This window comes from Psychrobacter nivimaris (assembly GCF_904846365.1).
GTDB lineage: Bacteria > Pseudomonadota > Gammaproteobacteria > Pseudomonadales > Moraxellaceae > Psychrobacter > Psychrobacter nivimaris_B.
Genome location: NZ_CAJHAL010000018.1, coordinates 30081 through 46778, shown reverse-complemented (window position 1 = coordinate 46778; position 16698 = coordinate 30081). Strand labels below are relative to the sequence as shown.

At 45.2% G+C, this 16698-nt stretch carries 9 protein-coding genes; 5 read left to right on the top strand and 4 right to left on the bottom strand.

Annotation, left to right across the window (positions count from 1 at the left end):
• The first annotated feature begins 50 nt into the window (after positions 1–50).
• From JMX63_RS08685 to JMX63_RS08675, 3 genes are all read left to right on the top strand, one after another.
• The gene (locus JMX63_RS08685; RefSeq protein ID WP_134292746.1) at positions 51–707 is read left to right on the top strand and encodes a DUF1449 domain-containing protein; all 657 of its coding nucleotides are present in this window, start codon (positions 51–53) and stop codon (positions 705–707) included.
• Between the two features lie 278 nt (positions 708–985).
• Positions 986–3061, top strand: a complete 2076-nt coding sequence (locus tag JMX63_RS08680; RefSeq protein ID WP_134292747.1) for a flotillin family protein — start codon at positions 986–988, stop codon at positions 3059–3061.
• Positions 3062–3360: 299 nt separating this feature from the next.
• Complete coding sequence (locus JMX63_RS08675; RefSeq protein WP_201572056.1) at positions 3361–9492, top strand: DNA repair ATPase; 6132 nt, start codon at positions 3361–3363, stop codon at positions 9490–9492.
• Positions 9493–9496: 4 nt separating this feature from the next.
• Here JMX63_RS08675 and JMX63_RS14625 read toward each other — a convergent pair whose 3' ends face one another.
• Positions 9497–9622: a hypothetical protein gene (locus JMX63_RS14625; protein WP_265089097.1), complete on the bottom strand. Its 126-nt coding sequence runs from the start codon at positions 9620–9622 to the stop codon at positions 9497–9499.
• On the opposite strand from JMX63_RS14625, the gene JMX63_RS08670 reads away from it, so the two are divergent.
• A complete protein-coding gene (locus JMX63_RS08670; protein WP_010196547.1) occupies positions 9614–9784 on the top strand; it encodes a DUF2256 domain-containing protein in 171 nt (56 codons plus the stop codon). The genes JMX63_RS14625 and JMX63_RS08670 overlap by 9 nt on opposite strands.
• Positions 9785–9829: 45 nt before the next feature.
• The gene (locus tag JMX63_RS08665; protein WP_134292748.1) at positions 9830–9976 is read left to right on the top strand and encodes a DUF2256 domain-containing protein; all 147 of its coding nucleotides are present in this window, start codon (positions 9830–9832) and stop codon (positions 9974–9976) included.
• A 247-nt stretch (positions 9977–10223) separates the two neighbouring features.
• Here JMX63_RS08665 and JMX63_RS08660 read toward each other — a convergent pair whose 3' ends face one another.
• The 3 genes from JMX63_RS08660 to metH form a co-directional block, all read right to left on the bottom strand.
• Positions 10224–11051, bottom strand: a complete 828-nt coding sequence (locus JMX63_RS08660) for an LptM family lipoprotein (RefSeq protein WP_134292749.1) — start codon at positions 11049–11051, stop codon at positions 10224–10226.
• A 561-nt stretch (positions 11052–11612) separates the two neighbouring features.
• Positions 11613–12542: a bile acid:sodium symporter family protein gene (locus tag JMX63_RS08655; protein ID WP_201572054.1), complete on the bottom strand. Its 930-nt coding sequence runs from the start codon at positions 12540–12542 to the stop codon at positions 11613–11615.
• A 208-nt stretch (positions 12543–12750) separates the two neighbouring features.
• Positions 12751–16554: a methionine synthase gene (metH, locus tag JMX63_RS08650; RefSeq protein WP_201572053.1), complete on the bottom strand. Its 3804-nt coding sequence runs from the start codon at positions 16552–16554 to the stop codon at positions 12751–12753.
• Positions 16555–16698 lie beyond the last annotated feature (144 nt).

Below are 16698 nucleotides of genomic sequence, written 5' to 3'. Positions count from 1 at the left end.
GTAGGTTATTACAAATAGAAGATTAGGTTCACAAAGGGAGAACCCGCGTAATGCAAGAGGCTTTTTTCGTGTTTATCACCAAAATAAGTTTATATCCAACGATTGTTTTCACCGGTCTTGTGATGTTCGTTACTCTATATTGGGTGGTATCCTTACTCGGCATGGCAGATATGGACAGCGTGGATGCTGTAGAGACAGGTAGTGATGCTGCTGTCTCTGATTTATCATCGACCGGTTTTTTTACAGGCCTCATGCTGAAGTTTGGTCTCTACGGTGTGCCTCTAGTCATTATATTGAGCTTAGTTAGTTTAATCGGTTGGTTATTGAGCTATTTGTATACCAGTTTCTTACATCAAAATTTTGACTCTGGTGTTCTGTATTACGTATTTGGCACAGGGGCACTAATATTCGTATTGGTCGTTTCTATGTGGCTAACAGGCATGATCATTTCACCCATCCGCAAAAACATTGCCAGAATTCCCAAACGTAATTCTGCTAATAATGTAGGCAAAATCGCGATTGTGCGCACACTTAGTGTGACGGACAAGCACGGTGAGGCAGAATTGAATGATGGCGGTGCAGGTTTGATACTCAAGGTTCGTTCAGACAACAGTACTAGCTTACTGAAAAAGGGCGATAGAGTGATGTTGATCGCGTATTTAGAAGAAACAAATACCTATCAAGTCGCTCGTGTTGAAGATAAATAATTATAAATCGTTTAGTTGATACGACTTTCTATTATCGCTTTTAGCATAGAGTAAACTCGAAAATAAGATAAACCCTGATAAACAATAAACAGCCATTGAGCTAAAAAACCTCTATTTTTACATCATACGAACGGTTTTAAATTTAGTTATGGTCGGTTCAACTAGTTTAGATATGAGAAAGGCAAGTGAAACTGCTACATAGAGGAGTTGAGCAAACCGGATCGAACATCTGATGGATATAGAACTGACTATAGAATGTTTCAATTAAAGGAATAAACATGGACATACTCATTATCGTCGGCGTGGTTGTGGTGCTGGCGTTTGTTTTCATTATGGCAGCACTGTTGATGCTCAAAGCCTTTTACTTCAAGGTTGAGCAGGGCAAAGCACTAATTATCAACGGTGTGAGCAAAATAGCCGTACGTTTTGATGGTGGCTTTGTTTGGCCAGTTATTAATAAAAAAGAGCTGATGAGAATATCGCTCATCACGTTAGAAGTGGATAGACGCGGTAAAGAAGGACTGATTTGCGCCGATAACATGCGTGCTGATATCACAGTCGCATTTTATCTACGTGTCAATGAAACCGAAGAAGATGTGCTAAAAGTCGCCAAATCGGTTGGGGTTGAGAGAGCTTCAGATAAAGTCGCTGTTAATGAGCTGTTTAATGCCAAGTTTTCAGAGGCGCTAAAAACAGTTGGTAAGCAAATAGATTTCGTTAAATTGTTTGAAAACCGCAGCGAGTTTCGTGACAGTATCGTTCAAGAAATCGGTAACGATCTAAACGGCTATGTCTTAGAAGATGTCGCAATCGATTATCTAGAGCAAACACCGAAAGTATCGTTGGACTCAAGTAATATTCTAGATGCTGAAGGTATCAAAAAGATTACTCAGCTAACGGCTTTTCAAAACGTTATTACCAATGAGCTTGAGCGTGATGAAGAGCTAGCGGTTAAGAAAAAGAACGTTGAAACCAGAGAGGCGATGCTAGAGCTTGAGCGTCAACAAGCCGATGCTGAAGCCAAGCAAAAGCGTGAAATATCGTCAGTGATTGCCCGTGAAACGGCTGAAACTCGTAAGATTGAAGAAGAAGAGCGTAAGAAGTCAGAAACAGCCGTCATCATGGTTGAGCAGGACTTAGCGATTCAGCGAGAGAATCAGCAACGTGAAATTGAAGTAGCAGGTCAAAATCGTCTGCGTGCAGTTGTCATCGAAGAAGAGAAGGTTACGCGTGCCCGTGACTTAGAAATCGTCTCTCGTGAGCGTGAAGTTGACTTGCAACGCATCGAGGCTGAACGTGCGATTGAACTTGAGAAAAAAGAAATCGCCAATGTCATCCGCGAGCGTATTGCGGTCGACAAAACAGTGGCGCAAGAAGAAGAGCGTATCAAAGAAGTTCGCGAAGTTAGTGAAGCGCAGCGTTCTAAGCAGACACGCGTGCTAGCAGCAGAAGCCGATGCGGAAGAAATCAAAGTACGTCAGGTGAAAAAAGCCGAAGCCGAAGAGCTGTCAGCCAAGCATAAAGCCGTTGAAATCACTACGCTTGCTACGGCTAACCTTGAAGCCTCTGCCAAAGAGTCAGAAGCCAAAATCAGAATGGCAGAAGGTATCAAAGCAGAAGAGTCAGCGCACGGCTTTGCTGAAGCCGCGATTCAAGAAGCCAAATCAGTATCGCTTGAAAAAGAAGGTATTGCGAGAGCCAATGTCATCAAAGCGACGGGACAGGCTCAGGCTCAAACAGACCGTGAAAAAGGCATGGCTGAAGCCGAAGTTATCGCAGCTCGCGGCGCCTCTAAAGCAAAAGCTGAGCGTGACATCGGTATGGTCGATGCAGAGATTGTTGCCGCTCGCGGTGAGTCTAATGCCAAAGCCGAGCGTGATGTCGGTATGGCCAATGCTGAAGTTATCGCCGCTCGCGGTGAGTCAAACGCCAAGGCCGAGCGTGACGTTGGAATGGCAAAAGCCGAAGTCACTCGTGCGCACTTCCAAGCCGAAGCAGACGGTCTGGTCGAGAAGTTCAACGCCATGGGCAGCATGAGTAAAGAGGCTCGTGAGCACGAGGAGTTCCGTATGGGGCTTGAGACCGCGCTACAAGAAGCGATGGCTTCTATTGATGCAGGTAAAGAGATTGCCAAAGAAAACGCCGAAGTCTTGGCAGTGGCACTCCAAAAAGCCAAAATCGATATCGTCGGCGGTGAAGCGCATTTCTTTGACAACTTTGCCAAATCACTATCGATCGGTAAAGCCATTGATGGCCTAGCGGGTAAGTCAGACACGTTAAGCGGTATCATCAATGGGGTCATGGCGAACCAAGCCATGAAAGCGAACCAGTCAAATGATGACAGAACTGCTTAAATGATGTGCGACTGGTATACATGTCAGTATTTATAAGTACGTTGCATTTATAAGCATGCTGTCATTTAGGTCGCAGCGTGCTAGCTATGACTCATTCGCGCTAAGCGTGTTAAAGCGCGATAGCCAGCTCATTGTTTATGATGAGTTGGCTAATCTAAAAAATCAGTAGAAGTGATGCGATTTTTTAGATTAGCCAAGCGCTTCTTTACTTTCGATGATCTTTATCTCAAATAACTTCTTATTTTCCTTATTGCCAAAAAATTCTCTTATTATGTAAAAACAGAAACGGACGAGTAACGATGGCGGACACGCAAAACTCAACAAATTCAGACAGCAACGATAACGCTAATCAAGCCAACCAAACCGATCAGGCAGTTGCTTCAGGCAATGCTTATGAGCTCATCAAAAAACGTCTGACGGAACAAGGTAGCCGTTTAGAGCAGCAGACGCAGACGCTAAATAATGCGCGTCTCGAAGAGTTTGGCAGCACCCAAATGCAAGTCATCGCCCGTACCCGTATCCGTACCGAACATAACTGTGTGGCGCAGGATATGGTGCAGGTCGGCGATTATCTACTGTTTGGCTACAACGTTTTTATGGGGCTCAAACGCGCGAGTAATATTAAAGACGTATTGTCGCTATATCGTCTGAACGAGCCAGTTGGTAATGAAGAAGAGTATCAGCTCGAAGAGGTTGACCTAAAAGGGACGTTTTTGGCTCAAGATGCCTTTGTCCAAGACTTCAATGAGCTATATCGATACTACAAGCAAACGCGCCTGATTCAAATAACGGTGAAAGACAGCAAATTGCTGTTGGCATTTCAGATTGGTGAGCGCATCACTGATATTCGAGTGTTTCGCTTTGCGTTAGATTTTAGCCAAGGTACGCCAGAGTCTGCACAAGTTGCTTATGTGGACAATCGAGGCGAGCGTGACATTGAACTACCGCCTGCTTATGATTTTGAGTGGATAGAGACCACGCGTGAGCAGATGATCAATGGCAAATATCCGCACATGAATATCTTGGACACCATATTTGTGGAAACGGTTGGCGGTGACTTGACCATCAAAATCGAAAACAATACCGAGTCAGGGCAGGGCATTTATAGCGAGCCTGTCGAAGATCGTACTCAGTCGTTGACCGATGCCGAGATTGCTTATGCCAAAGTTGGCAGTTTAATTCTGCTTAAGATATTACCGTATCGCGAGGATAGTTATCGCTATTTTGTCTATAACACTTTAACCGAAGGGGTATTACGTTTGGATGCGATTGGACAATCGTGTGTGCAGCTACCAGAAGACCACGGCATCATATTTCCGGGTGGCTACTATCTGCAAACGGGCGAATATAAACTGTTTGATGCCAATAATGTGGACGCCAAAGACTTAAAGTTCAAACGCAAAATCATATCGCCAAATGGCGAAGATGTTCTATTTTTATTTTATGACAGAGACTTGGGTATCACGGGTCTGTTTCCTTATAATTTGATTAAAAAGCAATTGGCAAATCCTATTTATTGTAATGGTATGGCCTTGGCAGACAATGGTCGCTTGGTGCTGTTTAGCGACCAAAGCGAGCCGTCGCGCATTCATCCGATGCAGATATGGCACACCCCTTACGCCTCGCCTGAGTATGTGAGCGAATTGCCTGAAAGCACGAGCTTCTATGGCAAAATCGGCAACAAAGAGCTAGTGCGCGGTATCTCAGATCTTTATAGCATTACCCGCCTAATCGACAACCAAAGCGTGTCGCAAAAACTCTATGAAGAGCTGTCGGACAATACCAGTCGCCTCTTTGATAGCTACTACTGGCTGTCTGAGCCTGAGCTGAGCGACGTCGCCAGTAGTATTAAAGAAGTGACGGCGACCGCTGAGCTGGTCATTGATGAGTTTGCCAAAGTACAAAGTATCCAAAAGCAAACCCAAAACGCGCTTGCCGATGCCGAATCTCAGCAAAATGAGATTTTGCGGCTGATACGGGTCACGACGTTTGAGTCTGCCAGTGACTATGTCGATCAGCTGTCGGCATTAAGACGACAAAAAGGTCGTTTGGTTAGCCTAGAGGATTTGCGTTATTTAGACAGCGATAAATTAGAAGCGTTACAAGCGCAGCTAGAAGAAGCAGAAAGCGATCTTGCCGAAAAAACCGTACTGTTTTTAAGCGGTGATAAATCGCTATCAAGCTACGAAGGGATATTGGTCGATGTCAGTGAGCGCTTAAACACGGCGGAGACCAATGCTGAATTAAAGCCAGTGCTGGATAAAATTGACGATACGGCGCAAGGGTTAGATTTATTGACCGAGCTGCTCGGTACGTTGGATGTTGCTGACGCCACGGTACGCACCCAAATCATCGATGACATCTCGACTATTTATGCCAGCCTTAATCAGAGCAAAGCCAAGCTCAATCACAAACGCAAAAACTTAGGATCGGCTGAAGCGCTCGCGCAATTTGGCGCGCAGTTTAAGCTGTTTGGTCAATCGATTGCCAATGCCTTATCCATTGCTAATACGCCTGAGAAATCAGATGAGCAAATGGCAAAGCTACTGGTGCAATTAGAGGAATTAGAAAGCCAGTTCGCGGATCCTGAGACCAATAGCGGCGATCAGTTTTTAGCCGATATCATCAGTAAACGCGAAGAGATTTACGAAACCTTTGAAAATCATAAGCAGCAACTGCTCGATGTCCGCAATCGCAAAGCACAAAATCTAGGCGATGGCGCGCTGCGAATGCTTGAGAGTATCAAGAAGCGCACGCAAAGTACTGGTGTCACGGGCTTTACCGAAGAAGAAGCGCTCAATACGTACTTTGCCTCTGATGGTCTGGTGCAAAAAGTCCGCAACATCGCAAAAGAGCTACAGGCGATGGGCTTTAGCGTCAAAGCCGATGACATTGATGCGCGCCTAAAAGCCATTCAAATCGAAAGCTATAAGAGTCTAAAAGACAAGTCGGACTTGTTTGAAGATGGTGGCCAAATCATCAAACTGGGCAAGCATCGTTTTTCGGTTAATACTCAGCCATTAGACTTAACCTTACTCAGTCGCCAGCAGTCAGATGGCAAGCGTGTGCTCAATTTGCATCTAACGGGTACCGACTATTACGAAGCGCTCAATAATACTGAGCTAAATGCCTTGCGCCCGTATTGGGAGATGAATATTGCCTCCGAGTCCGACAAGGTATACCGCGCCGAGTACTTGGCCTATAGCATCATCGAGAGCGCCAAAAATAGTCAAGACGGTCTGACCGAAACGCGTCTCTACCAAGCATACGACGAAACCGTCATTACTTTGGACGTCAATGGTGATATCGATAATGACAGTCCGCTAGCAAAATTGGTCAAAGCGTACGCAACCCCGCGCTATCAGCTTGGGTTTGACAAAGGCATTCATGACCATGATGCCACGCTACTATTGATGCAGATACTGCCAACGTTGCGTGAGGCCGGGCTACTGATTTATACCCCGCAAGTCCGCGCACTGGCGCAATTATTCTATTGGCAGTTAAATATCGTACAAGCGCTGGGTTTAGACAGCCTACGTCAATTTGGCTACGACAATTGGCTGAACGAATCTGTGCTGACTCGCGCGAGCAACTGGACGGATAGAGCGGCGAACGCCGAGCAACTGCGCCGTGCCCTTGGTAGCGACACTGCCAAATCCTTACTGGTCGAGGATATGAGCCAAGTGATGCATCGTTTTGTCACAGCCTATCGTGACGAACGTATGGGTAGTAGTCATAATGCTAAGCAGCCATCAGACGCCGCATTGGCGTCAGAGTCAGACTCAACGACCAGCGATATTCATAATACCAATATCTTTAAACCTAGCTATGTGCAGCTGGCTTGCGAATATTTAGTCAGCGTCATGGGTGGTCAGTCAGCAGAACCAAATGCCGCCGCATATAACACAATGAACTGGCAAACCAGTAGGCAGGCCGAGCAGCTGTGTGAGCAGCTAAGCCAAACGCTGAGTAGCTCGCCCGTCAGTACGCAAAATACGGCCAGTTTTGCGCAGCTACAGTCCTCAATTGGTAAGCTGGGTTTCCAACCCAAATCAGCCTACGAGCTACTAGCCACATGGTTTCATGCACTGCTTGATAAGACTTACAGTAATAGTGAGTCGGCTAACGTAGCAGATGATGGCCTGAATGAGGCAGGCGAGGCGCTCAGTGAAGCGCAGCTGGCTGAACGTCAAGAAAAAGACGCGCTACGTCAGCAGCAGCTAGAAAGCGGTCGTCATTATGTGCCAGAAGCAATTGCTGTACTACTCACTCAACTGAACGATGCGCAGCGTGAAGCCTTGGTACAGCGACTCATTGACTCGGGCGCAAGTTTCGATAAAGGCGGCGCGCATAAAGGCACAGCTAATGCCGCTTCTACTTTGTCTTTCTCTTCACCTCCAGCGTCATCATCAACGTCACTGACCAGTATCAATAACCCGCTCAATCAAGTGCAAAGCTTTGCGCGTCATACAGGTAAGGTGTCGCTTGAAATACAAGTTAATGGTTTATTGGGTGAGCATACACGTATTCATCAGCAGAGCCTAACCTTTGCCGTTGACGACTTTCTAAATCGTTTGCATCACCATGACACCCAAGTGATTCCTGCTTATAAACGCTATCTGGCGATGCGCTCAGAGATATTACATGAGTCAAAAGAAACCTTGCGACTGGACGAATTTATGCCTCGTCCCTTGTCCTCATTTGTGCGTAACCGCCTGATTAACGAGAGCTACTTACCACTTATCGGCGATAACCTTGCCAAGCAAATGGGTACGGTCGGCGAGGATAAGCGGACCGATTTGATGGGTATCCTCATGATGATATCGCCACCAGGGTATGGTAAGACCACCTTGATGGAGTATGTGGCAAATCGCCTCGGCCTGATCTTTATGAAGATTAACTGTCCGTCACTCGGTCATGATGTCACCTCATTAGATCCCGAAAAAGCGCCCAATGCCACGGCAAGGGAAGAGCTGAATAAAATCAATTTAGCCTTTGAGATGGGCAATAACGTCATGCTCTATCTCGATGATATTCAGCATACCCATGCGGAATTTTTGCAAAAGTTTATCTCGTTGGGTGACGGTACACGCCGTATCGATGGTGTCTGGCAAGGCAAAACCAAGACCTATGACATGCGTGGCAAAAAGTTCTGCGTGGTCATGGCAGGTAACCCGTATACCGAAAGCGGCGAGGCTTTCAAAGTGCCGGACATGCTCGCCAACCGTGCCGATATCTATAACTTAGGCGATATCATGAGCGGCATGGAAGAGGTGTTTGCACTCAGTTATATTGAAAACTCGCTGACCTCTAATACCGTCCTCGCACCAATGGCCAACCGTGACTTAAGCGATGTGCATCGTTTGATTAAAATGGCAAAAACGGACAATGCGAATCTTGCTCAAGCACAAAGCAGCGATTTGACGTATCCGTATAGCACTTCAGAAGTTAACGAGATTGTCGCTATTTTGCGCCATATGTTTAGGGTGCAAGAAGTCATTCTGGACGTCAACCAAGCCTATATTGCCTCCGCCTCGCAAGATGATAAGTATCGTGTTGAGCCGATATTTAAGCTGCAAGGCAGTTATCGTAATATGAATAAGATGACCGAAAAGCTATCAGCGGTCATGAATGAAGAAGAGCTGAATCAGCTGATAGACGATCACTATCTGGGCGAGTCGCAGCTATTGACCCAAGGCGCAGAGAGTAACTTGCTCAAGCTTGGTGAGATGCGTGGTGTCTTAACCGAATCAGAAAAAGAGCGTTGGGCGCAAATCAAAGCCGACTTCCTACGTAACAAAGCCATGGGCGGTGAAGATGGCGATACGGGCGCACGTATCGTCGCCCAGTTGGTCGACTTGGCCAGTGGTTTCAATGCCATCAGTAGCCAGTTTGAGACATACTTAACGAAAAATGATCCTGAACAAATCGCTCGCTTACGAGAAGCAGGTCAACAAGCGCAACTCGATGCCCAGCTAAACGCCCAATTAGAAGCACAAAAAATACTTGCCGATAGTGTCATTAACAATGCCAAAGTCGTCAGCGATAGTATCGATAATGGCTTTGAGAAAAGTGTGAGTCAATTGCTACAAATATATAAGCACGATCATAAGTCAGAAGGCGAGTATCTCAAGCAAAACCAATATGCACAAAAACAGCTCATGGTGCAGCTGGTCAACGCTGTTGAACAACTGGCGCAAAAAATGGCGGATAGCTTGGTTAGCAATAATGATAATCAAACAGCCGATAGCGATATCCCTGATATTCATCAGCAAACGGCACTGATGGCAACTGCCCTCAAGCAAGCGTTAGAGCCATTGACGATGCGGATGGATGAGAAGTTGGCGATTGATACCAGCGCCGATCAATCTGGTAAGTTAATCGTTAATAGTCTCAATCGCCTAAATAAAATATTTGACGACTATGATTAGTAGACTATAGTGCCCAGTGCCCAGTGCCCAGTGCCCAGTGCCCAGTGCCCAGTGCCCAGTGCCCAGTGCCCAGTGCCCAGTGCCCAGTGACTAATGTAGTAAACAAACCAATGAGAAAATTATGGCGCACAAAAAGAAGAACGTTCGCAAAAAACTCTGCCCTGTCTGCGAGCGCGAGTTTAGTTGGACTAAGAAGCTTGATAAAAACTGGGAGAGCATGGTCTATTGCTCCGACCAATGCCGACGGGTAAAAAAATATGAAGGGCTGGATCATCAAAAAGAAGACAAGTAGTCGTTAGTAATGAAATAGGGTTATATAGATATAAGGGAGTAGACGATGGCACATAAAAAAGTAAACCTACCGCAAAAAATCTGCCCCGTCTGCCAGCGCCCATTTACATGGCGTAAAAAGTGGGAGAAAGACTGGGAGCAGGTGATTTATTGTTCTGAGAAGTGTCGGCGAGGGAAAGCAAAAGATGAATAGACCAAAATATAAAGCTTCAGCCGATCATAGATTGGCTGAAGCTTTATTAAGTTGATGGCTTATTATTAGTAATGTTCTTTCATAAGTACTTCTTCCATTCGACACCGTCGTCTAATTTACAGAAGATGAGATATAGGTCGTTTACTTATAAATACTTTTGCCTAAAAAGACTAAAGTCATTCTCACTAGAAAATAGAGAATAACTCTAACGTTTTTATTGGCTATCAGTGGCTATTACACTGTTGGATTAGGGTCTTGAGAATTTAAACATCTCTTCATAGTCTATGACATCGTCTTGGTTATCGTCCACTTCAATAGTAAGGGCAGTATTGCCTGTTACTCGAGCGTAACGCGTGCGTGGTTCTGATAATCCAGTCCCCGCATTGCCATCATAAATTATAGTAGTAGTTAATTGACCAGTAACAGCATCAACAGTGTAGTTACCCCATTCCATACCATTTTCGGAATTATCGACTGACCTATCCTCGTCAACTTGCACGTAGATATAAGTACCGTTTTCTAAGAATGCTAAGCCCAGTAGCTCGTTGTCATCAGCATCATCGAAATCCCAAGGTCCTAAAATACTTTCAGACTTAGTTTCTGAGAAACGATAGCTTTCGTTACTATCAATGATGCCATTTCCGTTTTCATCTACTTTCAGGATAAATTTACCGTTAGATACCTGAGCATAACGCATGACAGAATCTGATAATCCAGAGGTACCGTTTTTATCAAAGATAGGCGTAGCGGTTAGTTTGCCTTCTGTACTACTGACGCTATAACTGCCTAATTCCATACCATTTCCAGCTTCACTGGTTGATTGGATACTATCGACTTGGGTCTGTATATAAGTCCCATCATCCATGAATATAATAGTTGATAACTCTCCACTAGCGGTATCGTCGCTACTCCACATGCCGACGATTTCAGTATCAATATTGGGCTGATCAGGTTGTGTAACATCTGGTTGATCAGGTTGCGACGTCGGTGATTCATCAGAATCAGAGTCACTACCACATCCCTGTAAAATCAGTGCTGTTGTCATGGCTAATAATGCTAGTTTAAATGATTTCATTTTTATCTCTCCTTGATTTAAAAATATAAAATCTCACTCAGCTGAAAGTCAGTGCCTTGCATCTCCTTATTATGTTAATTAAAGAATATATAAATCAGTATTTATGAATATAACAAACATTTTTCAGTTAATCCAATCCAAAAAGTATTTTCTAAATGAGTAAAATGGAGAGGTTGGTTATGAAATAAAAAGAGTGTAAAAGCGAGAAGAAGCTGTAAAAAGTAAATTTATTAGCGAAAAGGTCAAAGTATTAAAGGTTCGAAGAGCTTTTTCGAGATACTGTCGCTGGAAGATAGTGAGCAATAAAAGTATTTATTTAAAAAATTGGCAGATATATAATTAAACGCCGTCTCCTTTATTGACTGCATTTCTACTGAATGAAAAAGATAAAGGAGACGGTATATTTAAACGTCATAGCTACATATATTTTTTGAAATCGATTTAAACGTAAGAAAGTTAGTTACTACAAATTGGGTTTCAACCATTTTTTAGCAGTTTTTATATTCTAATTTTCACACTCAGTATAAATTTCTAATTGATCACGACTGAATTTACCGCTGGTTAATTACCATCTCTCTTAGCAAAAATATTCGCAACCAGCGCACCACTAAAGTTATGCCACACACTAAATATAGCACTAGGTAAGGCAGCGACAGGATTAAAATAAGTCGCCGCAAGGGCAGCACCTAGACCAGAGTTTTGCATGCCCACTTCCACCATAATCGCGCGGCGTTGTCTCTCCGTAAAGCCAGACAAGCGAGCGATTACATAGCCCAAGGTATAACCCGTCATATTATGTAAGGCAACCACGATAAATACGATAGCACCGCTATCTAAGATGGTCGCTTTAGACACGGCAACCACTGCCGCTATAATGATGGAAATACCCAGTACCGACACCATCGGTAATACCTCGGTGACGAACTCGATCTTTTCACCCAAAAATTTATGAAAGATAACACCTAGTAATATGGGCAAGATGACGATTTTCGTAATGGTTATCATCATACTAGCCAAATCGATATCAATCAGCTGCCCCGCAAAAACACTGAGCAGAATAGGGGTCAGAAAAGGCGCAAGCAGGGTAGAGATAGAGGTGATCGCCACGCTTAAAGCCACATCACCTTTGGCCAAAAACGTAATCACATTACTAGACGTACCGCCAGGGCAGCAACCAACCAAGATAACACCGACAGCTATTAAAGGATCGAGGTTGAAAATGACCGTTAATAGGTAAGCGATAAGAGGCATTAGCGTAAACTGCGCTAATAGGCCTACCAATACAGGTTTGGGGCGTTTGATAATCTCTAGGAAATCTTCTGTTTTGAGCGTCATACCCATCCCAAACATAATGATGCCAAGTATGGGAACGATCAAGAAAGATAACGAGGTAAAAAATTCAGGAAAAATAAATCCCAAAATAGCACTGACCAATGCCCAGATTGCAAAGGTTTTGCCAATCCAACTAGAAAGTAATGCAATCTGATTCATAGCCTATCTCACAAAGACAATAATAATAGAATAGACAATAATCTAGCATGGTTATTGTTAGCAAATGATGAAAGTATTTTGCTATGAACGTAGCGATAAGTTTGCTGATGGTGGGCAAAATAGACTGCCATAAAAAATGGCTTACCCATATTAAATGAGTAAGCCAAAAAATAACTATCAGATTTCTATCACTTGATTAGCCAATCGACTACAAATTCGGATTTAACCACTTCTCAGCCGTTTTCATATCCCAGCCTTTACGCTCAGCATAACTCTCTAACTGGTCCCGGCTAATCTTACCGACGTTGAAATACTCACTATCAGGATGCGAGTAATAGAATCCGCTGACCGATGACGCAGGCCACATCGCATAGCTTTCAGTCAACGTTGTACCAATTGCATCTACCGTACCGAGCCAGTCAAACAATTTACCTTTTTCGGTATGCTCAGGGCAAGCTGGGTAGCCAGGTGCAGGGCGGATGCCGACGTATTTTTCTTTAATCATCTCATCATTGGTGAGTGACTCGGTCGGCTGATAGCCCCAGTACTCTTTACGAATGAGCTCATGTAAATGCTCGGCGAAGGCTTCGGCTAAGCGGTCAGACAGTGCCTGTACCATGATGGCATTATAGTCATCGCCTGCTGCTTTGTATTGCTCAGCCAGCGCTTCTGTACCGACGATTGAGACGGTAAAGCCGCCTAAGTGATCGGTATGCGTCTCTGATGGCGAGATAAAGTCTGCCAAGCTAAAGTTTGGCTTACCACTTGCCTTGTCGCTTTGCTGACGTAAATGCTCAAACTGATACGCTGGGCTGCCACCATTTTGTGGGTCATTATCATATACAGTCACGGTGTCTGCGCCAGTGCGGCGAGCAGGCATGAGTTTAAACACCCCTTTGGCTACGATCGATTTCTCATCAATCATCTTTTGTAGTAACTCTTCGGCATTTTCAAACAGATCGCGCGCTGCTTCACCGACCACATCATCTTGCAATATTTTCGGGTATTTACCGGTCAGGCCCCAAGAGATGAAGAATGGTGTCCAGTCAATATAAGGTAGCAGATTCGCGATTGGATAGTCATCCAATATCACTTGTCCTAGTTTATTTGGCACTGGTGGTACATAGGTTTCCCAATCATACTGAAAGCCAATCTTGACCGATTCAGCATAGGTGACTTTGGCAGCTTTTGGTTGACGCTTAGCCAGACGCTCACGCACTTTGACATACTCTTCACGGGTCTCATCGATGAGCGCTTGACGGTGCTCTTTCGATAGCAGTTTAGTGACCACTCCGACTGAGCGCGAAGCGTCGGATACATAGATGACGCCATCATTCTGATATTGTGGCTCGACCTTGACGGCAGTATGCGCTTTCGAGGTCGTCGCACCGCCGATCATCAATGGTAGTGTCATGCCGCGCTCTTGCATTTGCTTGGCGACATAGACCATCTCATCGAGACTTGGGGTAATCAGACCAGATAGACCGATGATATCGACTTTTTCTGCGATGGCAGTATCGAGGATTTTTTCACATGGCACCATAACGCCCAGATCGACAATGTCATAGCCGTTACAACCAAGCACCACGCCGACGATGTTTTTGCCGATATCATGCACGTCGCCTTTGACAGTTGCCATTAGGATTTTACCTTTGACTTCGCCTTCGACTTTTTCCGCTTCGATATATGGGTTTAGCCATGCGACGGATTGCTTCATCACGCGGGCAGATTTTACGACTTGCGGTAGGAACATTTTACCGGCACCGAATAGGTCACCGACGATATTCATACCGTCCATGAGTGGCCCTTCGATGACTTCTAGCGGTTTAGGGTACTTCTCCCATGCTTCTTTGGTATCCGCTTCGATAAAGGTGGTCACGCCTTTGACCAGTGCGTGGGCAATGCGTTCTTCTACCGTACCTTCGCGCCAGCTCATATCGACAGTACTGTCTTTTTTCTTGCCGCCATCTTGGTAGTTTTCAGCGACGGTCATCAGACGCTCAGTCGCATCTTGACCAGTCTCACCTTGATTGCGGTTGAGCATGACGTCTTCGATAGCGTCACGGGCTTCCTTTGGAATATCATCGTACAGCTCAAGCATGGCTGGGTTGACGATACCCATGGTCAGGCCGTTTTTGATCGCATGGTATAAGAATACGGAGTTGATCGCTTCACGGATTGGGTTACCACGGAAACTAAACGAGACGTTGGATACGCCGCCCGAGACCATCGCATTTGGCAGGTTTTCCGTAATCCAACGTGTGGCATTGATAAAGTCAGCACCGTAGTTATTATGCTCGGTGATACCTGTTGCAACGGCAAAGATATTTGGGTCAAAGATAATGTCTTCTGATGGGAAACCCACTTCGTTAACCAGTACATCATAGCTGCGTTTAGATATTTCAATCTTGCGCTCATAAGTGTCAGCCTGTCCATCTTCATCAAATGCCATAACGATAATCGCGGCACCATAACGCATACATAATTTGGCACGCTCAACGAACTCAGCATGACCTTCTTTTAACGAGATAGAGTTGACGACCGATTTACCCTGCGTACGCTTTAGGCCTTCTTCGATAATGTCCCATTTAGACGAGTCAATCATCAGTGGTACACGGCTGATATCTGGCTCACCTGAAACCAAATTGACGAAATGAATCATCGCCTGCTTGGAATCAAGCATGCCTTCGTCCATATTGATATCGACGATTTGCGCGCCGCCTTCGACCTGATCGCGAGCGACATCGAGTGCTTCGGTATAGGCTTCGGTTTTAATCAAGCGTAAGAATTTTTTAGAGCCTGTGACGTTGGTACGCTCACCGACATTGACAAACAAGCTATCAGAGTTGATGGTAAATGGCTCTAGACCTGATAGTCGGCAGGCAGGCGCTATCTCAGGAATGACACGCGGTGGATAGTTCGCCACGACTTTAGCGATTTGACGGATATGCTCAGGCGTCGTCCCACAGCAGCCGCCCACGATATTTAGGATACCTGCTTTGGCAAAACCTTCGAGTAGGGCAGCGGTTTCTTCAGCGGTTTCGTCATACTCACCAAACTCATTGGGCAGACCAGCGTTTGGATGCGCAGAGACAAAGGTATCAGCGATGTTTGACAATGTCTGAATATGTGGACGCAGCGCATCAGCACCTAGTGCACAGTTAAAACCAACAGATAGAGGCTTGGCATGGCGGATAGAGTTATAAAACGCCTCGGCCGTTTGACCCGATAGCGTACGACCTGACGCGTCGGTAATCGTACCCGAAATCATGATTGGTAGCTCAAAGCCAATATCATCGAACACACCAGTGATCGCAAATATCGCGGCTTTGGCATTTAGCGTATCAAAGATCGTCTCAATCAAAATGATATCGACGCCGCCTTCTATCAGACACAAGGTCGCTTCACGGTAGTTGAGTACCAACTCATCAAAGGTAATATTACGAAACGCAGGGTCGTTGACATCAGGTGATATCGAGCACGTACGCGAAGTCGGACCCACGACGCCTGCAACGAAGCGCGGTTTCTCAGGCGTTTTTGCGGTAAATTCATCCGCCGCTTCTCGAGCAATCTTGGCCGCCGTCCTGTTCAGTTCTGGCACTAGATACTGCATGTTATAGTCAGCCATCGACAGACGCGTACCGTTAAAGGTATTGGTCTCGATGATATCAGCGCCCGCTAGCAGATGATCGTGATGAATGTCTTTAATCATGTGCGGCTGAGTCAGTACCAGCAGATCGTTGTTGCCGCGTACATCTTGGTCGATATCAGCAAAACGCTCACCACGATAATCCGCTTCTTCTAGTTTATAAGTCTGAATCTGCGTACCCATCGCACCGTCTAACATCAAAATGCGTGATGCCATCTGTTCAGTGATACGTGCACGTGCGGTTAGCTGCTGCTCCTTAAACGGAAACACAGCAGGTGGCGTTAATATAAAGTCATTAGCGGATGAGGAACTAGAGGCGGTATCGGTATGAGAATCGGTTGGTGAGGTCGTCGTTGGAATCATAGGTGTGCTGCTTATATCGTAATTATTAAAAAAAGAAGGAATAACAAACCAGTAGCGTGCAGAGTCTCACGAAGAGGACCGCAAATTTGCATTATTTTAGCATGAAAAGTTTGCTACATAGGGATACTGCATATTCCTCTTTGG